Annotated in this window: 29 protein-coding genes; 18 read left to right on the top strand and 11 right to left on the bottom strand. The window is 37.3% G+C overall.

From position 1 onward, the window contains the following. Positions 1-307 precede the first annotated feature (307 nt). Positions 308-484 (top strand): hypothetical protein, encoded by a 177-nt coding sequence (locus RIV7116_RS36270; protein WP_015116533.1) that lies wholly within the window; start codon positions 308-310, stop codon positions 482-484. Positions 485-495: 11 nt separating this feature from the next. On the opposite strand, the gene RIV7116_RS01705 is transcribed toward RIV7116_RS36270, so the two are convergent. Continuing rightward, complete coding sequence (locus RIV7116_RS01705) at positions 496-1,419, bottom strand: pentapeptide repeat-containing protein (protein WP_015116532.1); 924 nt, start codon at positions 1,417-1,419, stop codon at positions 496-498. Positions 1,420-2,109: 690 nt separating this feature from the next. Here RIV7116_RS01705 and RIV7116_RS37315 point away from each other — a divergent pair. The 5 genes from RIV7116_RS37315 (at position 2,110) to RIV7116_RS01685 (ending at position 6,102) form a co-directional block, all read left to right on the top strand. Next, positions 2,110-2,238 carry a hypothetical protein gene (locus tag RIV7116_RS37315; RefSeq protein ID WP_256380831.1) on the top strand — a complete coding sequence of 43 codons (129 nt, stop codon included), beginning with the start codon at positions 2,110-2,112 and terminating at the stop codon, positions 2,236-2,238. 208 nt (positions 2,239-2,446) lie between these two features. Then, positions 2,447-3,892 (top strand): signal recognition particle protein, encoded by a 1,446-nt coding sequence (gene ffh / locus RIV7116_RS01700; RefSeq protein ID WP_015116531.1) that lies wholly within the window; start codon positions 2,447-2,449, stop codon positions 3,890-3,892. Positions 3,893-4,165: 273 nt separating this feature from the next. Beyond that, positions 4,166-4,426 (top strand): 30S ribosomal protein S16, encoded by a 261-nt coding sequence (gene rpsP / locus RIV7116_RS01695; protein WP_015116530.1) that lies wholly within the window; start codon positions 4,166-4,168, stop codon positions 4,424-4,426. Next, positions 4,389-4,829 (top strand): KH domain-containing protein, encoded by a 441-nt coding sequence (locus tag RIV7116_RS01690; RefSeq protein WP_015116529.1) that lies wholly within the window; start codon positions 4,389-4,391, stop codon positions 4,827-4,829. The genes rpsP and RIV7116_RS01690 overlap by 38 nt, the downstream gene beginning before the upstream one ends. A gap of 319 nt (positions 4,830-5,148) precedes the next feature. Then, positions 5,149-6,102, top strand: a complete 954-nt coding sequence (locus RIV7116_RS01685) for a PhoH family protein (protein WP_015116528.1) — start codon at positions 5,149-5,151, stop codon at positions 6,100-6,102. A 144-nt stretch (positions 6,103-6,246) separates the two neighbouring features. On the opposite strand, the gene RIV7116_RS01680 is transcribed toward RIV7116_RS01685, so the two are convergent. Beyond that, positions 6,247-7,347, bottom strand: coding sequence for a WD40 repeat domain-containing protein (locus RIV7116_RS01680; RefSeq protein ID WP_015116527.1), 1,101 nt, complete (start codon positions 7,345-7,347; stop codon positions 6,247-6,249). A gap of 340 nt (positions 7,348-7,687) precedes the next feature. On the opposite strand from RIV7116_RS01680, the gene RIV7116_RS01675 reads away from it, so the two are divergent. The 4 genes from RIV7116_RS01675 (at position 7,688) to RIV7116_RS33570 (ending at position 11,296) form a co-directional block, all read left to right on the top strand. Then, positions 7,688-8,320, top strand: coding sequence for a bifunctional 4-hydroxy-2-oxoglutarate aldolase/2-dehydro-3-deoxy-phosphogluconate aldolase (locus RIV7116_RS01675; RefSeq protein ID WP_044291396.1), 633 nt, complete (start codon positions 7,688-7,690; stop codon positions 8,318-8,320). 102 nt (positions 8,321-8,422) lie between these two features. Then, positions 8,423-8,944 (top strand): L,D-transpeptidase, encoded by a 522-nt coding sequence (locus RIV7116_RS01670; protein ID WP_015116525.1) that lies wholly within the window; start codon positions 8,423-8,425, stop codon positions 8,942-8,944. A 474-nt stretch (positions 8,945-9,418) separates the two neighbouring features. Next, a complete protein-coding gene (locus RIV7116_RS01665; RefSeq protein ID WP_015116524.1) occupies positions 9,419-10,723 on the top strand; it encodes a hypothetical protein in 1,305 nt (434 codons plus the stop codon). A gap of 90 nt (positions 10,724-10,813) precedes the next feature. After that, positions 10,814-11,296 carry a hypothetical protein gene (locus RIV7116_RS33570; RefSeq protein ID WP_015116523.1) on the top strand — a complete coding sequence of 161 codons (483 nt, stop codon included), beginning with the start codon at positions 10,814-10,816 and terminating at the stop codon, positions 11,294-11,296. Here RIV7116_RS33570 and RIV7116_RS01655 read toward each other — a convergent pair. Continuing rightward, on the bottom strand, positions 11,293-12,021 hold the full coding sequence (locus tag RIV7116_RS01655; RefSeq protein ID WP_015116522.1) for an HAD family hydrolase: 729 nt from the start codon (positions 12,019-12,021) through the stop codon (positions 11,293-11,295). The genes RIV7116_RS33570 and RIV7116_RS01655 overlap by 4 nt on opposite strands. Positions 12,022-12,168: 147 nt before the next feature. Here RIV7116_RS01655 and RIV7116_RS01650 point away from each other — a divergent pair, with 147 nt between their 5' ends. Together RIV7116_RS01650 and RIV7116_RS01645 are read left to right on the top strand one after the other, a co-directional pair. Continuing rightward, entirely contained in the window at positions 12,169-12,633 is a 465-nt protein-coding gene (locus RIV7116_RS01650; protein WP_015116521.1) for an ABA4-like family protein, read from the top strand. Between the two features lie 356 nt (positions 12,634-12,989). After that, positions 12,990-13,490: a 2TM domain-containing protein gene (locus RIV7116_RS01645; protein ID WP_015116520.1), complete on the top strand. Its 501-nt coding sequence runs from the start codon at positions 12,990-12,992 to the stop codon at positions 13,488-13,490. A gap of 276 nt (positions 13,491-13,766) precedes the next feature. Here the strand turns inward: RIV7116_RS01645 and RIV7116_RS01640 are convergent, their stop codons facing one another. After that, on the bottom strand, positions 13,767-14,003 hold the full coding sequence (locus tag RIV7116_RS01640; protein ID WP_015116519.1) for a CDGSH iron-sulfur domain-containing protein: 237 nt from the start codon (positions 14,001-14,003) through the stop codon (positions 13,767-13,769). A gap of 141 nt (positions 14,004-14,144) precedes the next feature. On the opposite strand from RIV7116_RS01640, the gene RIV7116_RS01635 reads away from it, so the two are divergent. Beyond that, a complete protein-coding gene (locus RIV7116_RS01635) occupies positions 14,145-14,489 on the top strand; it encodes a helix-turn-helix domain-containing protein (RefSeq protein ID WP_015116518.1) in 345 nt (114 codons plus the stop codon). A gap of 125 nt (positions 14,490-14,614) precedes the next feature. Here the strand turns inward: RIV7116_RS01635 and RIV7116_RS01630 are convergent, their stop codons facing one another. From RIV7116_RS01630 to RIV7116_RS01610, 5 genes are all read right to left on the bottom strand, one after another. Next, entirely contained in the window at positions 14,615-15,064 is a 450-nt protein-coding gene (locus tag RIV7116_RS01630; RefSeq protein ID WP_044291393.1) for a salt stress protein, Slr1339 family, read from the bottom strand. Positions 15,065-15,091: 27 nt separating this feature from the next. Beyond that, positions 15,092-15,697 carry a VWA domain-containing protein gene (locus RIV7116_RS01625; RefSeq protein WP_015116516.1) on the bottom strand — a complete coding sequence of 202 codons (606 nt, stop codon included), beginning with the start codon at positions 15,695-15,697 and terminating at the stop codon, positions 15,092-15,094. 58 nt (positions 15,698-15,755) lie between these two features. Next, entirely contained in the window at positions 15,756-16,361 is a 606-nt protein-coding gene (locus RIV7116_RS01620; protein ID WP_015116515.1) for a VWA domain-containing protein, read from the bottom strand. Between the two features lie 52 nt (positions 16,362-16,413). Further along, positions 16,414-17,019, bottom strand: coding sequence for a VWA domain-containing protein (locus RIV7116_RS01615; protein WP_015116514.1), 606 nt, complete (start codon positions 17,017-17,019; stop codon positions 16,414-16,416). 183 nt (positions 17,020-17,202) lie between these two features. Next, the gene (locus RIV7116_RS01610) at positions 17,203-18,108 is read right to left on the bottom strand and encodes a phosphodiester glycosidase family protein (protein ID WP_015116513.1); all 906 of its coding nucleotides are present in this window, start codon (positions 18,106-18,108) and stop codon (positions 17,203-17,205) included. A gap of 291 nt (positions 18,109-18,399) precedes the next feature. Here RIV7116_RS01610 and RIV7116_RS01605 point away from each other — a divergent pair, with 291 nt between their 5' ends. Continuing rightward, positions 18,400-19,227 carry a pentapeptide repeat-containing protein gene (locus RIV7116_RS01605; protein WP_015116512.1) on the top strand — a complete coding sequence of 276 codons (828 nt, stop codon included), beginning with the start codon at positions 18,400-18,402 and terminating at the stop codon, positions 19,225-19,227. Positions 19,228-19,347: 120 nt separating this feature from the next. Here RIV7116_RS01605 and RIV7116_RS01600 read toward each other — a convergent pair whose 3' ends face one another. Continuing rightward, complete coding sequence (locus RIV7116_RS01600) at positions 19,348-19,689, bottom strand: helix-turn-helix transcriptional regulator (protein WP_015116511.1); 342 nt, start codon at positions 19,687-19,689, stop codon at positions 19,348-19,350. 88 nt (positions 19,690-19,777) lie between these two features. Here RIV7116_RS01600 and trxA point away from each other — a divergent pair, with 88 nt between their 5' ends. The 3 genes from trxA to RIV7116_RS01585 all read left to right on the top strand — a co-directional run bounded on the left by trxA (position 19,778) and on the right by RIV7116_RS01585 (position 22,167). After that, positions 19,778-20,101: a thioredoxin gene (gene trxA / locus RIV7116_RS01595; protein ID WP_015116510.1), complete on the top strand. Its 324-nt coding sequence runs from the start codon at positions 19,778-19,780 to the stop codon at positions 20,099-20,101. A gap of 362 nt (positions 20,102-20,463) precedes the next feature. After that, on the top strand, positions 20,464-21,111 hold the full coding sequence (tmk, locus tag RIV7116_RS01590) for a dTMP kinase (protein ID WP_015116509.1): 648 nt from the start codon (positions 20,464-20,466) through the stop codon (positions 21,109-21,111). A 111-nt stretch (positions 21,112-21,222) separates the two neighbouring features. Further along, positions 21,223-22,167 carry a DNA polymerase III subunit delta' gene (locus tag RIV7116_RS01585; RefSeq protein ID WP_015116508.1) on the top strand — a complete coding sequence of 315 codons (945 nt, stop codon included), beginning with the start codon at positions 21,223-21,225 and terminating at the stop codon, positions 22,165-22,167. Between the two features lie 91 nt (positions 22,168-22,258). Here RIV7116_RS01585 and RIV7116_RS01580 read toward each other — a convergent pair whose 3' ends face one another. Next, positions 22,259-23,821 (bottom strand): mechanosensitive ion channel family protein, encoded by a 1,563-nt coding sequence (locus RIV7116_RS01580; protein WP_015116507.1) that lies wholly within the window; start codon positions 23,819-23,821, stop codon positions 22,259-22,261. Between the two features lie 544 nt (positions 23,822-24,365). Here RIV7116_RS01580 and RIV7116_RS01575 point away from each other — a divergent pair. Next, positions 24,366-25,118, top strand: a complete 753-nt coding sequence (locus RIV7116_RS01575) for an excalibur calcium-binding domain-containing protein (RefSeq protein WP_015116506.1) — start codon at positions 24,366-24,368, stop codon at positions 25,116-25,118. Positions 25,119-25,158: the final 40 nt, after the last annotated feature.

The following is a 25,158-nucleotide window of genomic DNA, read 5'->3' as shown; positions in this document are numbered from 1 at the left end:
AAAACTGCCATATCTGATTGTGCGATCGGTAAGAAACCGGGTTCCCCACACTGATGCGATACAAATTACTGTTTATCTTTTTAGCTAGCGTAAACAAGCTCAGAGCTTACTAGGTAAGGTTTACAGGCTGCCCACAATTTTCGTCAATTCGTAATTTCCATCTTTTATGGAGGTAAAATTACTACCTCAGTTTTTTAATCAAGCTATTGAAATCATTCGTTGAAATAATTTACATTTCTTAACTAAGGGCAAAGTTTAAATAATCAATTGCTTAAGAAGTGGTATTTCAAAAAAGGAGACAAACGTTATGAAAGTAAGATGGCGAAAATTATTTATCGAAACCTCTGCATGGGTAACTGCTGAAGTCATGTTAAATGTGGTTGGTTTGGATAACTTGGCAGACTACAGCGAATTTGTTTTTCAAAGTAAAGCTTTAGCAGATGCAACCGAAGCATTTTCTAATTTAATTACTTTGGTGTCATGATTGTTTCGTAATTATTCATCTTCAAAGATAGCTCCCTCTCTTTTTAGATAGATTTTTACGTCTTCGCTGATACCTGTATTTTCTGAGAAGCGAGCATTTTTCACTTTTGCATTCGTGAGATTAGCGTTATTTAAGGCTGCTTGATGAAAGTTTGTATTATGTAAAATAGCTCCTTCAAGATTGCTATTCTGTAAATTGACTTTCTCTAAGCAAGCGTCGCTCAAGTCGGCATTCCTTAAATTCGCATTATCTAATTGGGCAGAATTCAAATTAACCGATTTTAAGTTAGCATTTTTTAATTTAGCTTCAGAAAGCTGAGCATTTACAAGAATTGCACCAGTTAAATCGGCATTATTAAGCTTGACGTTGTTCATATAGGCATCAGTTAAATCGGAATTAATTAACTGAGCATTATTAAGGTTGGCATTCCACAAGTAAATTTTGTGAAGTAAGGCATTATTTAAATTCGCATCGGTTAATTCAGCACCACTCAAATTTGCCCCTAACAACTGGGCACCGATTAAACAAGCATGATTGAGTTTAGAAGTGCAGAGGTTAGCATCTCGTAAATTAGCATTACTAAGATTAGCTGCAATCAACTTTATGCTGTTAAGATTTGCTCCCGCCAACTGAGCGTTAACCAATTTGCTGTTGCTCAAATCTGCTTCGCTTAAATCAACTCCTAGTAACTGAGCATTTGTTAAATCGGCACTACACAATTCAACGCCACTAAGATACATATTGCTTAGGTTAACCCCAATTAGCTTAGCTTCTTTTAAATTGGTAAAAATTAAGTTTAAACTGCTAGGGTTTTCACCTTTGAGAACTTGGTTAATAATTTTTTCTCGGATACTTTGCTGTTGTTGATTTGCGGCTTGGTTAGATGCACTCGTATTGCTGAAAGTTTCAGCTACTTCTTTAATCTCTTTTTTCATTTTTTTGTTTGACTCAAAAAATATATTCGCAAAATTGAATTTTAACTGTCTAAATATTATTTAAAATTCTAATAAAATTAATCAGTTCTCTGTTTGCATCATTTCAAGATGCAGCTTACCTAGATTTTAGGCATTTAATTAAAAGCAAAAAATAATTTTCATATATTGCTCTTACGAATAGTTGAAGCAACAACTTTATGAATATACTAACATTCTGAAAATCCAGAATATTAACAGATATGACTCATTTAAATAATTAAAGACAATAGTCTATAAGTGAAGTTTAATTATGATTTTAACAACTTACTTATACTAAAACATTCGTTTTTTATACTTAATTGTTACAAAAATATTCATAGCATTCGCCAAAAACTAATTGTTAAATTAAATAATCCTACTTAGATAACCGTAAAATCGATATAGTTAAATAATAGCTTGTCTATAAGTAATTTTCCACAGATGAAAGTTCAAGTTTTAGCAATTATTTTTTAAATATAATTCCTATTTTTATAAATTTTTTACAGAAAGTCTTTTTGAAACTGCTTAAAAATGTTAATGTTAAAAGTCTTTTTATCGATAAATGTAAACAAATATTACTTTTACTGTTTTTACTGATTTTTGAATTGGAAGCCCGAGCGATAAGTAAGCGGTTGCGTATTTCGAGTTGTTTCTAAGAAGCAGATGGGAAGTGTGTCCGCTTCTGAATACAGTCAAAAAGCCCATAGGCTGACAATTGCAACACGTCAACACAAACCCAATACTAACCAAGTAAATCAATCTGCAAGGAAACTATGGGTAAATGGAGAGCGATCGCCCTAAGCTAAGCAGCTTGTATTCTAGTATGCTTAAGAGATATATCTACGCTTTGTAAATTGCCGTCTTCTAAAAATTTTCACCTGTTGGTAAAACTGTGTGCAAATGAGTACGGTTTTGTTTAGCTTGAATCCTTCCGGCTTCAAGATGAGTTGTTGAGCTAAAAATCCCCCGCATTATTATAAGCGTGAGGGTTAATTAAGATAATTGTATTATGTTTGATGCACTAGCCGACCGTTTAGAATCAACCTGGAAAAAACTCCGGGGACAAGGTAAAATCTCTGAATCCAACATTCAGGAAGCTTTACGAGAAGTACGACGCTCTTTGTTGGAAGCAGATGTCAACCTGCAAGTAATTAAAGAATTTATTAGTGAAGTTGAAGCCAAAGCACAAGGTGCTGAGGTATTGAATGGGGTACGTCCAGGGGAACAGTTTATTAAAATTGTTCACGATGAATTAGTAAACGTGATGGGGGAAACTAACGTCCCCCTAGTGCAAGCCGAAGAATCACCTACAATTGTTTTGATGGCTGGTTTGCAAGGTACTGGTAAAACTACTGCAACAGCTAAGTTAGCCTTACATCTAAGAAAATTAGAACGCAATTGTTTGATGGTAGCAACAGACGTTTATCGTCCTGCTGCAATTGACCAATTGATAACTTTAGGTAAACAAATTGACGTGCCAGTATTTGAACTGGGAAGCGATGCAAATCCAGTTGAAATTGCCCGTCAAGGTGTGGAGCGTGCCAAGGCGGAAGGCATTGATACCGTAATTATTGATACTGCCGGTCGTCTGCAAATTGATGAAGACATGATGGCGGAATTAGCCAGTGTCAAAGAGACCGTCCAGCCCCATGAAACGCTGCTGGTAGTGGACGCAATGACCGGTCAAGAAGCGGCAAATTTGACTCGTACTTTCCACGAAAAGATTGGCATTAGCGGTGCAATTTTAACAAAGTTAGACGGTGATAGCCGTGGTGGTGCGGCGCTATCGGTGCGGCGAATTTCGGGCGCACCAATTAAATTTGTTGGTGTTGGTGAAAAAGTTGAAGCCCTACAGCCGTTTTATCCCGATAGAATGGCATCCCGGATTTTGGGCATGGGAGATGTCTTAACCCTGGTTGAAAAAGCCCAGGAGGAATTTGACCTCGCCGATGCCGAAAAAATGACAGAGAAAATGCTGTCGGCGAAGTTTGATTTTACTGACTTTCTCAAACAACTGCGTTTGCTGAAGAATATGGGTTCCCTCGGTGGCATCATGAAGATGATTCCGGGGATGAACAAAATTTCTAACGAACAGCTCGAACAAGGGCAATCTCAGCTTCAGCGTTGCGAAGCGATGATTAAGTCCATGACCAAACAAGAACGGACAGATCCCGATTTACTAGCGAGTTCTCCCAGCAGACGGCGACGGATTGCATCTGGAAGTGGTTATAAAGAAAAAGATGTCAGCAAGCTGATAAGTGATTTCCAGAAAATGCGGAACATGATGCAGCAAATGGGACAAGGTAACTTCCCTGGAATGGGAGGCGGAGGAATGTTTGGCGGTGGAAATCCAATGGCTGCCGGAAATGCCCCCGCACCGGGCTGGCGCGGCGCTTCTGGCGGTAAAAAGAAGCAGAAAAAAGCTAAGAAAAAGAAAGGTTTCGGTACGCTGTAGCAGTGAGCAGCGAGCAGCGTTTAAACTCTGACCTTTGACCTTTAAGCTTTGACCTTTGACCTTTAAGCTTTAAGCTTTGACCTTTAAACGAATAGCGCTTCATGCCGTGCAAGTGCTAAAATTATCATCTGCTACTTGTGGGAAATTTTATCTTCCCGCATTCGGGGGAGCATTACCTTTTTCGGTGAAATGCTTTCATTATTTCGGATAGATTTGTCACCGACTCTAGTTGTAAACTAACATCTTACAAAGTAGGAGAATTACCTTTTTATTATGATTAAACTGCGCTTAAAGCGAATAGGCAAAAAACGAGAAGCAAGTTACCGCTTAATAGCCATCAACAATCTGTCCCGTCGTGATGGTCGTCCCCTCGAAGAATTAGGATTTTATAATCCTAGAACCAAAGAAGTTAGATTAGACGTAGACGGCATTGTTAAGCGACTACAACAGGGCGCTCAACCAACTGACACAGTGCGTCGCATTTTAGAAAAAAATAATGTTTTTGAACAAGTCCGTGCAGCAACTGCATCCTAGTAAAGTAACAGATACGAATTCCCGTACAACTCCCGATTACGTTGGTTTAGTTAATTTTTTAATGCAGCCGTTTTTGGAATCACCAGAGTCTTTAAGCGTTGATTGTGAAATTTCTCGTAGCACCAAACGAGCTTGGATTCGCATTGCCTTTGATAGTGCAGATAAAGGTAAAGTGTTTGGTCGTGGAGGACGCAACATCCAAGCTATTCGCACTGTGATTTCTGCGGCTGCTCAAGCTGCGGGACAATCGGCATACCTAGACATTTACGGTAGTAATGAAAGTCGGGAGGATGCACCGGCATCTTATAGCGAAGAAAGGGATAGAGAATTGCCAATGCCTAAGCCTAAAGTCAGACGTGGTGACGGACGTAGAGATTTCACCAAACCCCGAACTCGCATTTAGTTGAAACAATTTTTATTGTTTCTGATTTTATTCGCTATCAGCCCTATGGCTGATAGTAAATAGTTAAATCGTTGGTTAAGTAGTTGGTTGAATAGTAAATTTTGTGAAACATAGACCTTTTTCATTGAGTGCAATACAAAGAAAGTAGCTGAAATTCTCACAAGTAGAAATTTCCATCCTTGTAAGAGTGATTGAACTAAATCAAAACCCCTATATTGCTATTTAATGCGATCGCTCAGAAAATAAGATTAAGCTCCTGAAAACGGAGTCTCTGGGTCAAAAATTATTCCTTACTAAAAAGAAATACTTAATTAATACTATGGCAGAAGCCATAACAATAGAATTGCCCGATATCCCTAGTGCTATGGCTTTAGCTGGAAGCCAGGAAGAAAACCTCAAACTCTTAGCTCGACAAACTGGAGCCACGGTGGTATTGCGGGGACAAGAATTATACGTAAGCGGTACCGAGAAACAAATCGACTTGGTTAGTCGGTTGGTAAAATCTTTGGAAGATATTTGGACGAAGGGAAATATCTTATCTGTTGCCGATATTTTAACAGCGCGCCAAGCCCTTGATACCCATCGAGAAGATGAACTGCAAACATTACAAAAAGATGTACTTGCTAAAACTCGTCGAGGCGAACAAATTCGTGCTAAAACTTTTCGTCAGCGACAGTATATTGAAGCAATACGCAAGCGTGACTTAACATTTTGTATTGGTCCTGCGGGTACTGGTAAAACATTTTTAGCGGTTGTTGTGGCGGTTCAAGCACTGCTTGATAACAAGTATGAAAAACTGATTTTAACTCGTCCCGCCGTAGAAGCAGGTGAAAAGCTAGGATTTTTACCAGGAGATTTGCAGCAAAAAGTTAATCCTTATTTGCGTCCGCTTTATGATGCTATCAACGAATTTATCGAGCCAGATAAAGTCCCATCGCTGATTGAAAGAGGCATAATCGAAGTTGCACCATTAGCTTATATGCGGGGAAGAACTTTAAATAATGCGTTTGTCATCGTGGACGAAGCTCAAAATACCACGCCAGCGCAGATGAAAATGGTTCTGACTCGTTTGGGTTTTCGTTCCCGCATGGTAGTAACCGGTGATATGACGCAAACCGATTTACCTTTACAGCAGAAATCGGGACTTGCAACAGCCTTTCAAATTTTAAAAAATGTCGAAGGTATAGGCTTTTGTGAATTTTCTCGAAAAGACGTAGTTAGACATGCTTTAATACAGCGTATTGTCGCAGCTTACGAGCAGTATGAGAAGTGAAAATTGGTAATTGGTAATTGGTAATTGGTAATTGGTAATGGGTAATGGGTAATGGGTAATTGCTTCCTTACTGCTCACTGATTACTGTTCACTGCTCACTGCTCACTGCTCACTGCTCACTGATTACTGTTCACTGCTCACTGTTTATTCCATTCGTCGAATGTTGATTGTAAATTTTGAATTGTAAGCTCCACCTCCTTCACCTATGGCAATAGTTTTACCGTCGGGGCTGAAGGCTGTGCTGGTGGGATAAAGTTGGTCGTAGTTTTGGGGATTGTTGGAAGCTTCTACTAAAGTTTTCATTGCTTTTCCGCTAATTAGCTCCCACATTGTAACGGCACCATCTAATGTAGTTGTGACAACGCTTTTACTGTCGTTTCCTAAAGTTACAGAAGTCACTCCTTCAATATCGGATACGCTAAAACGATTTACTAATTTGCCAGTACTCACATCCCAAACATTTATTTTTGGATCTGTAGAGTTCACCAGATATTTACCATCGGGAGTAAAGCCAATAAAGTTGATAACATTGTTGTTTCCTTTGATGTTGCTAGTTAATTCTCCCGTTTCCAGATTCCATAATTTAACTGTTTTGTCAGAATCGTCGTTAAGCTCACCACCACCGCTTGCCAGGGTTTTTCCATCCGGACTAATTGCAATTGAAAGTATGGGATCGCTATGTCCGGTAAAAGTACGCTTGCGTATACCTTTTTGCGTGTCCCATAACCTAATTGTTTTATCGTAACTACCGCTGATAAGAGTTTTACCATCGGGGGTTATAGCCAGGGAAGTGACTCCTAAAGTATGCCCTTTAAGGGTACGAAGTAATTTTTTTGTTTTCATATCCCATACCTTAATGACTTTAGTGGTATTGGGTTCTGCCGTTCCCCCAGCAGTGAAAAACTGTTTTCCATCGGGGCTAATAAGAACGTCATTCACGCCGTCTTTATGCCCATCAAGGGTGCGGATGAGTTTACCATTTTTTAGATCCCATACTTTTACGGTATGGTCGTAGCTACCACTGACTAAAGTTTGCCCATCTGGGGTAAAATCTAAGGCCTCGATAGTCCATATGTGCCCCTGTAAAGTCAGAGCAGGCTTGGTTTGTGAAGAATTTGCCGTAGTTGGATTTTTAGCTGGGGAAGATTGGGCAAAGGTATGATTTAATTGACTTCCACCAATAATAACTGTTGCTGCTGTAACCGAAGCTATAAAGCTTTTGTAGAAAATTTGTTTGTGAATCATGCCAATTAAAATTACAATACCTAGGTTGTAATAATTGCGTTTATTTACTTAGCTTTTATCATATTAGCGATACAGATATATACTCTCGATCCGAAAAAAAAGATGAAATTTTGGGTTGTTTTTTCCCCGACAGCAGAAGATAGAAGAAGAATTTAAATTAGTAAATAAGTAATTATCTCTCGATGAAAAAATAAATGACTTGCTTAAAACTGAATAAATTTTCAATCTAGTTTCTAGAAAAACTGAACTTATCTAGCTCAATTTCGATAAAAAAAGACTTATCATCAAAGTTTTTTTTATTTCTAATGCTCAATTTCTAATGCCCAATGTCCAATCTCCCATTATCGATACCCCTTGGTTAGTGCTTTTGAAAAGACACCGCGCCATCGCGGTAATTCGTGCCCAAAAAAAATATTTGGCGCGACAAATGGCTTTGGCTGTCGCATCTGGGGGGATGCAGTTAATTGAAATCACTTGGAATACTCCCCAGGCTGCGGAGTTAATTGCACAACTACGTGTGGAATTACCTAACTGCGTTATCGGTACGGGAACGTTGTTGAATCTAGAACAAATGCATCGAGCAATAGACGCAGGGGCACAGTTCTTTTTTACTCCTCATGTTGATTTAACGATAATTCAAGCAGCTGTAAAGCAAAAGGTACCAGTTATACCCGGAGCGCTGACTCCCACAGAAATTGTTACGGCTTGGACTTATGGTGCTAGCTGCGTGAAAGTGTTTCCCGTGCAAGCTTGTGGTGGTAGTGGATATATCAAAAGTCTGCAAGCTCCTTTGGGAGAAATTCCTTTGATCCCAACTGGGGGAGTAACTGTAGAAAATGCCCCGGATTTCCTCAGAGCCGGTGCGATCGCCATTGGATTGAGCAGCGAGTTGTTTCCCAAAGACTTAGTTATTTCTGAAGATTGGGATTTAATAACTCGACAGGCAGAAAGGCTAATTGAGAAGATAAAGTAAGATCAAAATAGAGAAATTCATAGATTGCGACAGAAATTAGTCGCTAGATGCAGTAATAAAAGTAAATAAACAAGCTTACGCTTACATTTGAGAGTATTTATCATGAAAGCCTTAATTTTACCTCAGTATATTCGCTACCTGAAAGTTTTAGTAGCAGGAATAGCACTCTCGGCTAGTTTTGTAAGTCTTCCTACGAATAAAGCAGAAGCTCATCACACGCCAAATTCTCAGCAAAAAGTCCTTGATAAAGTTAAGCAACTAAAAAACTCTAGTAAACGCTGGATTCAAGTTGATTTATCCGAACAAAGATTAATTACTTGGGAAGGAAATAAACCCGTGTTTGGAGTTATCGTTTCTACTGGTAAAAAAGATACTCCTACCCCTACCGGCGTATTTAACATTTATACAAAACTGGAAAAAACTCGGATGAAGGGTGAAGATTACGATATTAAGGATGTTCCTCACACAATGTATTATCAAGGCAGTTATGGAATTCACGGCGCATTCTGGCATAATAATTTTGGTACGCCAGTTAGTCGGGGTTGCGTAAATGTAGCGCCCAATCATGCGAAAAAAATATTTAATTGGGCATCAGTTGGAACCACAGTAGTGGTACAAAAATAAACAGCTAAAGTTCCGATCCATAAATTCAGGATTCTAAATTAAAAAATAAATACGTACATAGGATGACTCGGTATCTTGAAGATGCCGAGTTATTTTATTGGAAAAAGTTGAGCAATAACTCTTATATATAGGAATCCGTTTTGATTTCTGAATAACTCGTAGGGGCTAAGGAACAGGGAATAGGGAACAGAAAATTTCAAAATTAAAATAGGATTGCGATAGCAAGGATTACTACCAAACAAAAATGCGTTATTTTCATTATTTGTTAGTAAAAATAAGTACTAAAAGAATACGAATTTGAAAACCCTGTGTTTATAAACTATAAATGACGTTTGAATCACAATTGTTTCTATTTTTAGAGAAAATGCAATTATCGTCAAACAAGTTTGACAAGCTGTCTTTTGTGAAAAATATTAATTACTTGATACTATAATCCTCTGTTAAATTACTTATCTAACAAACGAGGTTTGTAAATTGAAGTTAAATCCTTATCTATCTAGCTTGACTATTATTAGTATCGCTTTATCTCCATTAGTAGCAGTTGCAGAAATTATACCAACATCAAATATACAAACCGACAAAGAAACTGATAGAAGTAAGTTAGTTGAAAAGTTAATTCAATCTAAACAGTTGGGTAAACAGGTAGATAAACAATCTATACAAAAAAATCAACAAAGAGCAGTCATTTCTACTTCTGCTTCTGACTTAGATTTAAATAAGCCAAATTTAGACAGCTTAAATTTAAATAAATCTCCAGAATATTTACTCAATCGGGGATTAAATGAAAGTCCAAGCAATGAAAAAATAATAATTGCAGATAGCGGCGATAATAGCGATCCCAATAAATGGTCTTCTTCCCGTCCAGACGGACATGCGCCAATTGGAGTAATGGGAGACCACGCTCACAAAAAAGGAGAATTTATGGCTTCCTACCGCTACATGTTTATGAACATGGACGGTAATCGCGACGGTACAAATAGGATTAGCGATAGTGAAGTATTGCAGGATTTTATGGTCACTCCCGTAGATATGACCATGGAAATGCATATGTTTGGAGCAATGTATGGAGTTAGCGACAATCTGACTGTGATGGCTATGGTACCTTTTGTTTCCAAAGAAATGGAACATCTTACCCGCATGGGTACACGCTTCACCACTAACTCCGAAGGAATCGGAGATATCAAAACCACAGCGCTATATACAATATTCGATAAAGACAAACAGCGGATACATTTGAATATTGGAGCTAGTTTTCCCACGGGTTCAATTAACGAAAGAGACGACACTCCAGCAGGTGACGACCAAATTCTTCCTTATCCAATGCAAATTGGTTCCGGTACTTTTGATTTGCTACCGGGGATAACTTATTTAGGTCAATCTGGAAAAGGTTCTTGGGGAGCGCAAGCTTTGACAACCTTGAGATTGGGAAAAAATGATAATGGTTATCGCTTAGGAAACAAATACCAGCTATCGGGTTGGATTGCTCGCAATTGGACTGATTGGTTGAGTACTTCGTTGCGCTTGACTGGAAAAACTTGGGGAGATATTGATGGTGCTGATGACAGACTAAATCCGATGATGATTCCTACAGCAGATCCCGATTTAAGAAACGGTACTCAAATTAATCTGGGATTCGGAGTTAATTTATATGCTCCTGAAGGTAATTTAAAAGGTTCTCGTTTAGCGATGGAATTTGAATTACCTATTTTGCGCGATTTAGATGGTCCTCAGTTGGAAACGGATTGGCAATTAACATTAGGATTACAATCTTCGTTTTAAACGTTAGTTATAGCTGTAAATGGGTATTCTATATAGAGGAAAACAACAAAATCCCTTGATTTAGATAACCTATTTACAAAAATACTAGCTATGTTTGCTCAAACTTTCAAAAAACCATTGGTCTTCATCTGCTTATTTTCTAGTATTTATATATCAAGTTGTACTAAAAATGAAAATACTGCTAACTTTGTCAAAGGTTCTAAAAAGACAGATGTACAAAAAACAATTGGGGATGATTCATCCAAATTAAAAGAACAAAAAATACAAGGTAAATTAATTTATGAAGAGCTACCTCGTAGAAGGTCTGTTAGGGCTTATAAAGGAGAAGAATTCTTTATTATTACTGATACGAAAAAGCAAGATAAATTAGTATTGTATCCTTCGGAGAAAGTTTCTCACACTTCATTAAAATCTTTCCACAATCAAGATGTAGAAATTACAGCTATTTATAAAGAAGGTAATCGTCCTGATGTTTCAACAGTTGCTTGTCCAGTTGAATTTGATAATAATGGGCTGCGGCAATGTATGATTCAAGGACAAGGTTATGAGGTTTTGTCAGTAGTAGCTAATTAACAAACTTCAATTTCATCCAATTTATTAATTACAACATCCGCACCTCGAACATTATCCGACTTCCCAATCCAAGTAATACCAATACAGCCAGCAGCTTTAGCGTTACGTGCCATTTCCATATCACCAACAGAATCTCCTACCATTAAAGTCTCAGTTGGTTCTACTTCCAATTTTTCGCAAGCTTGTAAAAACAAAGCTGGATCTGGTTTAAAAATATTACCGTCTACTCCCATTTCTAAGTTTAAATATTCACTCAGTTTATGGACTTGTACAAATTGATTTACTTCTTGGGTTGTAGCGGCTGAAAGAATACCCAACTTTAACTGTGCTTGGGAAAGCTTTTGCAATATTTCTAGGCTACCTGCAAATAAAGGTGAAGAATAATCACCAAGATATTTTTCTGCTTCATCTAAACTTTCGCGAGCTATTTTTAACGATTCAATCCAACCTCTTCCCGTTTCAGCAATATAAGCTGCTGCTGCAATTTCTGTTTCTCGACGACTAGCTACAGCTATTAATCCCGCAGCGTCTAAACTATCAGCATTAACACCAAAAGCCATTAATAAAGGTTCGCCGATACCGGGTATTTGTGCGTCTATAATTCGCGCTGCTTTTTGAGCTAAATTACGTAAATCTACTTCTGAATCTTCTAAAGTACCGTTTTTATCAAATAAAATTGCTTTTATATTAGAAAAAGTTGTATCTTTACACTTTATATTTGCCAAGAGATGCTGCCCCCGATTCAGGTTAAAGGTTAGAGGTGGTAGATATTATAGCTGGTTTTGTAATTGCTATAAATAATTATTTTTTAGTTAATAGTAGTTCTATTAAAATTATACTGATAACTATTAGTATTTTAGGCGGAGCTTTGTATGGGTGTCAGCGAATTATTTAATATTGCAAATCTTTTTGTTTTACCTTTTTGGGCATTAATGATTTTTCTACCAAAATGGAAAGTTACCCAAAAAGTGATGGAGTCATATATCCCGTTTATACCTTTAGCTGGGCTATATCTATATTTATTTATTAGCAGCATTACACCCGAAAATGCAGAAGCTCTATCCAATCCCCAGCTAGCAGATATTGCTCGATTTTTTGGTGATGAAACTGCTGCTGCAACTGGATGGATTCACTTTTTAGTCATGGACTTATTTGTAGGGCGCTACATTTATCTAGCTGGTGTAAAAACAGGTATTTGGACTTTTCACTCCCTTGCACTTTGTTTATTTGCTGGTCCCCTTGGTTTACTTTCTCACATTTTTACCTACTGGATTTCGCTGAGATTATTTTCTAAAGACTCAGATGAAAATACAACTGCGGATGTGACAGTATCGTAGTACTCGAACAAGCCTACATTGTCGGGTGAGACAAGGGAGGGGGTTCCTTCCGTTGAGCAAAGTGGCGTGGGGTAGAGGGGGTAGATGGGGAAGAATAATTTTTTATTTTTAAGACTGGGTATTTATTCCAAGGCAGTTGTTGAAATTCAATCTAAAATCTGTCTGGGAAATTTTTAGAAAAAAATTATCTACTTATGCTACAGTTGCTCTGCTTGGGGAAACTTCAATTTTGTGCTGGCTTAACTTTGTGCAAACTCCAAAATTCAACTGATTGATTTGTTACTCTAGAGATAGTGGCAGTACTCTGTACTTCCTGAATAAATTCTCTATTAAAAGTAATAGAAGAGATTATAAGTATGGCGAATTCGGGAGATAAAATTAGTCGTTGTTATAGCCAAGAAGACGTACAGCAAATTTTGCAGTTGGCGATCGCGCGTCAAGTGGATGATGATAAGGAGTTTTCCCATGAGGTGCTGTTGGAAATCGCTGCGGAGTTGGATATCTCTGTGGAAACTCTACAATTAGCAGAAGCCGATTGGGCTGCAAAACAAGGTGAAATTCAGCATAGACAAGCGTTTAATGTGCATCGTCAAAGAAGATTCAAGAAGCGTGCTGGTAATTATGCTATCATCAATTCTTTTTTGTTATCGATGGATTTGCTTACAGGTGGTGGTATTAACTGGGCGCTTTATGTTGTACTTTTTTGGGGTTTGTTTTTAGGTTTGGATGGTTGGAATAGTTATCAAACTAAAGGCGAAGAATATGAAGCAGCTTTTCAAAGATGGTATCGCAAGCACCAGTTAAAACGTTCTGTTGATAATATCGTGAATAAATTTTTGAAATTTACTTCTGGATAAAACCAATTCAAAATAATAAGGTAAGAATTTATTCTAAGGATAAATTTGTATTATGAATCTTCGCTGTAAATATAGACATATATAGCCATTTTCATTTGATCGCAATCAAGTTTACCTCACCCCGCCCTCCGGGCACCCCTCTCCTTATCAAGGAGAAGGGATACAGAAAGGCTATTAATTACAAGTGATTTTAATATCTCCCTAAATAATGCTTTTTGTAGTTAAATTTAGGGGGATGTCAAATGAAGGCAAGTTTTATTTACAACTTATTAAACATCAAAGTTTGCTGTGAGAACCATCGCAATAAGGTGGATTGCCGGTATGTTTACAGTTACACAATGCGACATTCTTTTTTTCAGTCACTTCAAAAGCAAGCGGAGTAAATTCCGTGCCTTTGTGAGAACCATTGCAAAACGGTTGATTGCTTGATTCCCCACAGCTACACCAGTAATAAGTACCGGCTTCTAATTCAAGTAGAACAGGTTTTTTGTCTGCAATTACAGGTTGATTCACAGTGTTTTCCTCAGAAATATTTTTTCAATATTTAAACTGGATTCCTATAGTTGGAACAGTCAATACCTGTTTACTTTAAGCTGGGTAGATGTATTATGAAAAGTACGTACTTAAAAGTCAGGTACTTACTGAAAAGTAACTATGAAACCAAAAGTGGGAAATCCTAAAAAAGCGGTTAGCTGTGAAGTTGAAACCACTCTTCAAGTAATAGGAGGACGCTGGAAAGTATTAATTATTAGAGAATTACTATTAGGTATAAGACGCTTTGGAGAATTACAGCGTGCTTTACCGGGAGTTACCCAGAAAATGTTAACTCAGCAATTAAGAGAAATGGAACAAGATGGAATTATTCATCGGGAAGTTTATGCTGAAATACCTCCAAAAGTTGAGTATTCACTGACATCTTTAGGTGAAAGTTTGCAGCCAATTCTTAATGCAATGCATGAATGGGGAGCAAAACGGTTATCAGCGAACAGCGAACAGTGAACAGTTAGCGGTTAGCAAGAGAATATTTTCTTTTTTACTTAATACATGTTTTATAGATTATTTACTATTATTTGATAATAGGATTATTTATTATTTATTAATCCAAATGTTTAGGTGATAACTGCTCACTGCTCGCTGTTTAAATACTCAATTGCGGCTTCTAATTTAGAAGGATAATTTTTAGAAAAACTTTCAAACCATATTCCTTCGGGTGATAATGGTTCTAATTTGTTTAACCAATCTTGAGCTTTTCTCTTTAATGCTTCTAGATTGTTCGCTTTAATTTTTTCTTTTTCTATTCTTTCTTCTTCAAGCTTTTGCTGTTTTTGTTGTTCTTCTAATAATTGTTTTTCTTCAGTCTCTTGTTTAATTTCAGCTAAAATATTATCTATTGCATCTCCTTTTGATGGTGAAGATGCGAAAAAGGAAGAAGGTGCAGGTGAATCAAGCTTTACTTTCTTTACTTTCTTTCCCTTCTTGCCTTTCTTGCCTTCCTCAGTTTTCTTAACCGGAGAATTAACTGATTGCTGATATTCAGCCTGAAGTTCCGATAACAATTTATCAATGGAATCCATTTGTTTAATTACCATTAATGGGAATAGTTAATCAATAATTGCATTGAGCAACACTTCTGAAAGACTATAGTCTTCCATATCATCCATTGTAATCGTGTCACAGATATCAAACTTGGCTCCAGCACTTTGCATTTCGTCATCTAATACTTTGAGAAAGCGAGTTGCATGTGGATCTTTACCAACCTGAATAAAGGAAATTGCTAATTCTTCGTCTTTATCCATACGACGAGAAGTTTCGATGATTACTTTCATCACCGCTTTTCTATCATCGGGTTCGCCATCGGTAATAACTAAGATTGTCTCGCCATTTTCCTTTGTCTCCCCCGCAGCTTTACGTTCAAAATAGTTATCTGTGGCGTGTTTTAATACTGAAGCTAGATCGGTAGTTCCGGAGGGGTCATTTTCTTGAAAAACTTGTATCACTTTATTTGATGTGACATTTTCATATCTTTTAAATCTACCGGAGAAAGTATAGATAGTTATACCATCCGGGTCAAATTGCTCGCATTTACTAGCAAGAGCAAAAGTTGATTCTTCTGCTGCTATCCACCTGGTTCTACCACCTTTTTGGTCGGGGGTTGCCATGCTACCACTTTTATCAATAATTAAGGTATAGTCGCGATTTTCTAGCATTGATTAATTCTCCTGTTATTTATTTATTAGTATTAACTTTTTAATCTATTCCCTACGTTTAATCATTAATTGCATTAGTTAATATCTCTGTAAGACTCATATCTTCCATATCATCAAATGTCACCGTGTCACAAATATCAAATTTGGCACCAATTGATTCCATTTGGTCATCTAAAGCTTTGAGAAACTTTTGGGCTTGAGCATCTCTACCAACTTGAACAAAAGATATCCCTAATTCTTCATCTTTTTCCATTTTATGAGAAGCATTGACAATCACTTCAAAAACTGGCTTTCTATCGTCGGGTTCACCATCTGTAACAACTAAAATTGTTTCGCCGTTGGGCTTAGTTTCCCCTGCTGCTTTACGCTTGAAATAGCTATCAGTAGCATCTTTGAGAACTCCTGCTAAATTCGTAGTTCCCGCAGGGTCATTTTCCATGAATATTTGTGCTACTTTATCTGAAGTTACATCGTCAAAACGCTTAAACTTACCGGAAAATAAGTAAACTGTCATCCCATCGGGGTCTAATTTTTCGCATTTTCTAGCTAAAGCAAGGGTAGATTCTTGCATCACTTCCCATCTACTTTTACCGTTTGCTTGGTCGGGAGTTGACATGCTACCGCTTTTGTCAATAATTAAGGTGTAATCGCGATTTTCTAACATAAATTATGACTCCTATAATTGAAAATTTTGGCTCTTCGGTTAACTAATTTAATTAATCAGTAATTGCATTAGTTAGTATTTCTGCAAGACTCATATCTTCCATGTCATCAAAAGTTACCGTGTCACAAATATCAAATTTGGCACCAATTGACTCCATTTGGTCATCTAAAGCTTTGAGGAATTTTGTTGCTTGAGCATCCGTACCAACTTGAACAATAGAAATTCCTAATTCTTCATCTTTTTCCATTTGACGAGAAGCATTAACTATTACCTCAAATACGGCTTTTCTATCATCTGGTTCGCCATCTGTGACAACTAAAATTGTTTCACCATTGGGCTTAGTTTCCCCTGCTGCTTTACGTTTGAAATAACTATCGGTAGCATCTTTGAGAACACCTGCCAAATTCGTAGTCCCCGCAGGGTCATTTTCCATGAATATTTGCGCTACTCTATCTGAAGTTACATCGTCAAAGCGTTTAAATCTACCAGAAAACAAGTAAACTGTCATTCCATCTGGATCGAATTGCTCGCACTTTCTAGCCAAAGCAAGGGTTGATTCTTGCATTATCTGCCATCGACTTTTGCCGCCAGCTTGATCTGGGGTAGACATGCTACCGCTTTTATCAATAATTAAGGTGTAGTCGCGCTCTTGAATCATTTTTTTACTCCTTCAATTTTGAATACGGTACTAGTTTAGCTTCTGATTATTTACACTGCATCTACAAAAAATGCTTTGTAATAATCGTTTAATTTCCCAGTTTAAAAAAGCTATTGTAAATTTATTTGCCAAGAATAAGTCAAGTATTTTTACTTACAATTTTTTTTATTAAATAGATTTGAATTACAGACCATCTGCGTAAAAACCCAAGTGGTTAGCAACTGGACGTTCCCGCATCGGTAGTTTAGTATGAATCGGAGCATTTAGCAGCTTTGGTTTATTATTCTTCGTCATTACCAATGTGGTTGAGCCGCCGCCATCTAAATTCAAAGCTGCATGTGCGCCCAAATCTTGAACGATATCTGTCAACTCTGCAATCGTAACTCCCTCGCTGTAAAGTGGCTGTTTCCCATCTACAGTAACCAGCCAAAGAATATTGCCTTGTTTATTAGTCGCAACTACAACCCTTGGATAAGGTTTATCTTCCTCGGAGTCTGATTTTAAAGGTTTACCATCTTTAATAAATACATCTCTACCAGCAACACCTTGAAGCGTATTTTGAGGACAATTTCCACTATCTAAAATTTGGGCGCTATTTTGTTGAGAAATACATAAAACTCCCCACTTACTATCAGCTTTTGAGTAATGCTTGCCGTTAGAAATTGCTTGCCCTATAGCATAAGCGATATCTCCGCTATGGGGATAATAATCCCAAGGAGTGTTTTCGCGAAAAGGATAGAAATAATTAGCATTCACAGCTAATTGAAGTTTGAATTCTTGCAAAAATTGCGAAGCTGTCCGCGCTGAAGTTGTATTATTGTCACCAATAGCCTGCGGTGGTGTTACCAGTACTTTTACCCCCGGTACTGATAAATCAATTTTGACAATATGAATTACTGTAGGACGTATATTCAAACCAAATTTACGTTTGTAGGTAATACCTTTAAATAATTTTTTTTCTGTATTGGTTTGAGGTGGACGTGAAAAACATGCCCAGCCATAAATTATTAAGGGCAATAATAGTAGAAAGCCCATTGTAGTTGTGAAGATATATCGTTTTAAAAATAATGGTCTTTGATAATCAAGCATCGATAATTTATACAATTGTTTTTGTTGCAGTTTAAGTTTTTTTATAAAAGAAGGTATCGGAGCATTCAACTTTAACTAACACTATTACATGATGTAAGCAAAAATTTATCATAATTTACGCACTCGTATAAAAAGCCTTCGTTATTCATATACTTCGTAGGGTGTTTTATGGCTTTAGCCGTGAGCGCACCAAAATCTTTGTCCTATGGTGCGTTGCGCTGCGCGACAACACACCCTACAAGTACTATGTAAGTAGTACCATTTGTATTGCTTAAACTATTAATTGATAGCATGAATTATTCAAATTTAAATTTTAGCAATCAAGATTTAAGAAACCGCTGTTTTAAAGGTCAAAACCTGGACTATGCTAATTTTAGTTATTCAGATATTCGCGGTTGTGACTTTACTAATACTTCACTGCGAGAAGCGAATTTTCAGAATGTAAAAGCAGGTCAAACTGCTAAAATATTTATTTGTTTAATATCTATCGCGTTTGCAACGACTATTGTTACATTTCATGCGGTCAGTTCCATGATTTTTGGAGTCATAGAACGCCAAAAGGAAAGTCCAGTCTGGGTATATGGTGTAGCTTTATCTATCAGTTTAGTAATTGCCGGAATAGCTGGTGTTGTAATGAGTTTAGCCAAGAAAAAATCTACTTTACAACGTATTGCTATAATTATTTCCGGTGCGACTTCGGGAGCAATTTTAGGATTTTTCTACGGTGGTACAGCAGCTGGTGGAAAAAACCCGCAAATAGCAATAGCATCTGCCGCTATCGGAGCATTGATCGTGGCAATTTCTAGCTTTTGTTTTCAAAAAGGATTTATGCCAATTATTTTATCTGCCGCAGCAACAATTATTACCTATGCTTTTGCTTTTTTATCAGGAACCAGAGCAATTGCTTTTTTAAGCACTCAAAATCTGATATGGGGATTTAGTATAACTTTTTTATCATTAACCTACATCGGATTTACTCTTATTTCACTTCACTATTTAATTAAAGAAATAACAAGCTTTTCTGTAACATCCTTCCGAGGTTGCGATATTACCAATGCAAGTTTCAAAAACGCAAAACTATGGTTTAGTGATTTTAGCAATGCAATCGGAAAGAGTTAATTAGTAATTGGTAATGGGTAATTGGTAATGGGTAATTGGTAATACATTTAAGACTTTGCCAAGCAACTCATCAGTCCAACCTAAATACTACGCAATTATTCCATAAACGCCATGTTCTCTTCATACAGTTTGTTTAACTGCTTCTTGTGCAATTACAAATGGTTGAGCCGAATTTAACACTGCTTCGAGCAATCCTGGAAATAATTCCTCTAAATCTTCAGTTCGCAGAGTGTTGATGTGTTGAGTTCCTTCTTTACGAGTCAACACCACTCCCGACTCCCGCAATATCTTGAAGTGGTTCGACATTGTTGACTTCGCGATCGCAAAATCAAAGTCTCCACAGCATTGCTCTTTTTTCTTTGCTAACTGTCGCACAATCTCCAATCTGACGGGGTCCCCTAAAGCGTAAAGCACTCCGGCTAAAGATATATTTTTTTGCTCTGGATGATAAAGAAATCTCATTGTTGCAGGTTGTCTTAAAAAGGTCTATATTTTAATTATTCGATTTTATCGAATTATAGAAATATTATTAAAGAGGAGGACGACTAGTATGTCATCCATTACGAATGTGACAGAAGCCACCTTTAAGCAAGAAGTCCTCGAAAGCGAAGTTCCGGTGCTGGTTGACTTTTGGGCTCCTTGGTGCGGTCCTTGTCGAATGGTTGCTCCGGTGGTAGATGAAGTTGCTGGAGAATACGAAGGACAGGTAAAAGTGGTGAAATTAAACACAGACCAAAATCCCACTGTTGCCAGTCACTACGGTATTCGCAGCATTCCCACGCTGATAGTATTTAAAGGCGGTAGACAAGTCGATACGGTTGTAGGTGCAGTACCAAAAACAACCTTGACTAAGACTTTAACACAGTATCTCTAAGCTAGAAAGGGGAAGTAACTAAACTGAAAGTCAAAAAGTAAAAGTGAAAAATTCTTTTGATTTTTAGGCGATCGCTTTTGCTTTGAGAAAATTTCATGCTCCAAAGCTTTCCTACCGGAGCCACGGTATGCCAAAACGAACAATTTTAAGTTTGTTTCATCGCGTTTTGATGCCTTAGCCCTCCTAAAAGGGGGAATTGGAGTTAAAGTTCCCCTTTCTTAAGGAGATTTAGGAATCTCATAAAACGTACCTACGCGGAAGCCTATAGCAGGGGAATTTGTTAGAAGAAGAAATAGAGAAAGTTATTTGCAGTGCCGTAAAAATGATATTTTAAAAAGTTGGCGGCATCTGGCAAAAAAGTAATGAAAGGTAAACTAATTGTTTTTGAAGGGGTGGAGGGTTGCGGTAAAACTACACAAATGCAGCTTTGTTGTGAATGGCTGCAAAGTTTAAGTATACCCGTGGTAACAACTCGCGAACCTGGGGGAACTGAATTAGGGTTAAATCTTCGTTCCTTATTGTTAGAAAATAGCAAAGACAAAGCAATTAGTCCGACTACAGAATTATTATTATACGCTGCCGACCGTTCGCAACACGTAGAACAAGAGCTACTGCCGAACTTGGAATTAGGAAAAATTATATTGTGCGATCGCTATATTGATTCGACGATAGCCTATCAAGGATACGGTCGTAATTTAGACATGAATTTGATTCACCAACTTAATTCTATAGCCACTTCTGGATTGAAAAGCGATTTAACTTTATGGTTAGATTTAGACGTTGAGGTAGGAATGGCACGCAAACGAAAAAGCGGCGAAAAAGCAGATAGAATTGAGCAAGAAAAAATAGAATTTCATCGTCGCGTTCAAAAAGGATATAAAGAACAAGCAGTTTTATCTCCTGAAAGAACCTTAAAAATAGAAGCTGGTTTAATAAGCGAGCAAGTGCAAAAACAAATTCAGCAAATATTAACCTCTAAATTAGAAGAATGGGGAATTGGTAATTGGTAATTGGTAATTGGGGATTGGGCATTGGGCATTGGTAATTGGTAATTGGTAACTGTTCACTGCTCACTGCTCACTGTTAACTGCTCACTGTTAACTGCTCACTGTTAACTGAAAATGGATTTCTTCGCGCCGCTTATAGGACAAACTCAAGCAGTAGAATTATTAAAACAAGCTGTTGCAAAAGATAGAATTGCGCCAGCATATTTGTTTGTAGGTTCTCCTGGAATCGGACGAAGTTTAGCTGCAAGATGCTTTTTAGAATTATTGTTTAGTCAAAATAATAAAGACATCGCTGTTGTTAAAAGCAAATTAGAAAAAAGCAATCATCCCGATTTACTTTGGGTACAGCCAAGCTATCAACATCAAGGGAAATTGTTCAGTGCAAAAGAGGCAGCAGAAAAAGGATTAAAACGGAAAGCACCACCAATAATTAGGTTAGAACAGATTCGCGAAATTACAGAATTTCTCAGCCGTCCACCTCTAGAAACATCGAGGAATATAGTAATTTTAGAGCAAGCCGAAACAATGGCAGAATCGGCAGCAAATGCTTTACTTAAAACTTTGGAAGAACCGGGAAAAGCAACGCTGATTTTAATAGCACCAACACCCGATTCTATATTGACAACTTTGGTTTCCCGCTGCCAAAAAATTCCTTTTTACTGTTTAGATACCGCAGCGATGTCTCAAGTACTGGCATTATCGGGACATAGTGAAATATTGAATCATCCTACAGTTATAAGTATCGCCGCAGGAAGTCCGGGGAAAGCCATTGAAGCATACGAGCAAATGCAGAATATTCCCTTAGATTTACTGCGCTCCTGTAGTCAACCGCCCAAAACTTACCGTTCTGCATTGGAATTAGCAAAACAAATTGATAAAGCATTAGATAATGAAGCCCAATTATGGTTAGTTGATTATTTGCAACAGTCATATTGGCAGAATTTGCGACAACCAATAATTATTCAACAGCTTGAAAAAACCCGTAAATCTTTGCTTTGTTATGCTCAACCACGTTTAGTTTGGGAGTGTATGTTTTTGTCGTTGGTGGTTAGCAGGTAGCTGTTAGTTGACGATCCACACCCTACGGGTGAAAGTAGTTAGGAGTGAAAGTTATGCTCTTGTCTTCCCTATTCCCTATTCCCTATTCCCTTCATTCGTGAGTACGAACCGGAATTTGAATTTCTTCTCGGTTAAAAGCATCTTTAAGCATTTTACGGAAAAGACGCTCAATCTGAAGATTTCTCCCTGGTTTGACTTTTGTTCTCGTTCCTAATAATAAATAATATTCTCCAAATTCTTCTATTCCATCTACCTGAGTTGGTTCGAGTACTTCGGGATAATTGGCTTTTAAATGTTCTCCTATTGACTCTATAATTTTATATACCCGCTCTAATTCAACTTCATAATTTAATCTGACTTGCACCATTGCATAAATATAATTTTTGGAGTAGTTGACAATTGAACCCATTTCCCCATTACGAATAATCTGTAATTGACCGTTAGGATGTCTTACTCGGGTGGTTCTGAGTTCAATTGCTTCTACAAAACCTTCAATTTCTCTTTCTTCAACATTTCCTGCTGCAATATAGTCTCCTACCAAATAGTAGTTTTCAAACAGAATAAAAAAACCACTAACTAAATCGTTAATTAAATTTTGCGCTCCTAAACTAGCTGCTAAACCTACAAGCCCAGCAGCAGCTAAAATGGGAGCCGGATCGATGGTGAAAATTTCTAGAATTAAGATACCAGCACTAAAGTAAATAATATATTTGGTAAAACTTTGTAATAAAGGAATAATAGTTAGTCGTCTCTGTCTCTGCAATTCAGTTATATTTTTATTTTTGAGCAGCAACTCCTCAACTGCTAAATAAGCTAGCTCCACAAAAACATGACTGACAAAAATAACGGCGATTAGCTTAATTATTCTCGAACCCCAAAATGCGAAATCGGCAATTAGTTCTATCTGCTGCACAACTAGCGTTGCCATCAAAACATAGACTGTAGTTTCCAGACAACGCTTGAGAAAAGGAACAAGATTTCTGAGTCTATCGTAGAAGCGGAGTAAGTTGTCAGGGCTGGAGTATTTAAGGCTTAAAATATCTAAGCTGTCAACAACTACTGCTACTAGTTTAAAAATTAGCAATCCAATTGAAACAATTAAATAAATCCTTAATAAGATGAAAAGATACTCGATAGCAGTTTCTTGTACTTGGAAAAACTGGGTACACCATATTAAAGTTGATAACCAAATGCTAGTAGTAACAATTCTGTTAAAAGAGCCAAAAAAAGCAACAATGCTCTCATCGTCGGCAGTGCTTTTTTCCCAGTTTTTGGCGCGAATACAAGCTCGTTTGAGTAAATAGTCAGCCAATTTATTTAATAATGTGGCTACAATTAGCAACCCTAAACTCTGTAAGCTAGCAATTCCTATTGTCACCCAGAAGGCTGAAGGAATGCGACGAATTAATAAGAGTGTATATTCCTGGAGATTTTCACCTTGATAAATTAGAAAAGCATTTACCCCTACAATCGTGACACAAAGAAAGAAGCAGCAAAGCAACAATACCGCTTTAATATTGCGACGTAAAGTTTGGGCGTTCGACAGTATAGGAATCTTGATTAACTGCTTGAAAATCTTGCTAACTAGCCAGTTAACTAAGGAGAAAACTAAGATTACCAAGCTAATTTCAGCCCAAATAATGAAGATTGCCACTTGTGCTTTCTTTATTTAGATTTTTATTTTAATGTCAAAAAAGATTATAACTTTAATTACTTGCCAATAAATATACTTACATAAATATTTGAAATATTTAGTCAATGTTGTACTTATGATGAGATGCAGTAACTGACTTTCATAAATTGATTTTCTATAACGAGGACGTTATCTACAGCTTGCTTGCGGGGAAGGAATCTTAAAAATAGCAATTGTGAAAAAATAGACCTAATGGCATAAGTTTAATCTTAATAATCTAGAAAATATCTCTTTATTAGTAATAGGACTTACGCAACTGGCACATTTTGCTTGTAGGGGAGGCAAAAAGGGGTGTAGATTTTCTTCCCCCTTTATTGCCGTTGCTAGTACACTGATTGATTCTAAAGCAATAATAAGGTTTTCCTGTCACGCACCAACCCAAGCCTTATGGCAATTGCGGCCATTCCTGAGTAAATTAGATTACAATCAATCATGATTCAAATCACATTGTTCGTAAATACAACCGTGGTAGGTATACTCTAAGTACATTTACCAATAGAACACTGTGAATAAAAAATTTATATTTACCTTAATCGCTTTGACTGTAGCGGGTTGTGGAACTTCGACTTCTAGCAAAAAAGCAATCGAATCACCTCAATTACAAGAGCCAATAGCGGAAACTACTCCTGTATCTCGAATCGTGCCTGAAGTCACACCATTATTAATACCAACTTTACAAGCGGTACCCGAACTCGATCCAACAAACAAATCTGTTGCACAATTAACTAAACCATTACCAACCGAAACTTTACAAGCAGTACCTACAGCAAATCCGGTGGCTGAATCTGCCCAAAAAGCAGCCAATTCAGCCCAGAAAATTGAACAAGCAGCTAAATCCACGAATAATTCTGACAAACCGGTATCTATTGATAAGTTAGTTGCAAATATTAACAGTAAAATTGGCTGCGGCAAGGTAAACGAAAACTATAAAATTAAAGTCGCAACAATTGCGATCGCAAACTACAATCCTCAGAGTTTACAGGGCTTGAGCAGAAAGCAAATTAGGCAAGCAGTCAAACAAAGTATTGCCGATTATCCCGAGAGAGCAGAAGGTTTGGTTGCAGAGTATAGAAGTCAAAACTGTACCGTTGCACAGAACCCCACAGCAGCCACTTCTAATCAGGTTATTCCCTCTCCTCAACTCAATAGCTGCAAGCAGTTAAAAGCGCAAGGCATAAAAGATATTAATGTTACAACTAATCCTTGGGCTAAGAGGTTTGATAGAGATAATGATGGCATCGCTTGCGAATCAAAGTAAAATATCTTCCCACTATAGATAGATATTTGCATAATGCGGC

The sequence above is a fragment of the Rivularia sp. PCC 7116 genome (genome assembly GCF_000316665.1).
Classification (GTDB): Bacteria; Cyanobacteriota; Cyanobacteriia; order Cyanobacteriales; family Nostocaceae; genus Rivularia.
The sequence above is the reverse complement of the archived record's forward strand: the minus strand, read 5'-3'. Positions and strand labels throughout refer to the sequence as shown.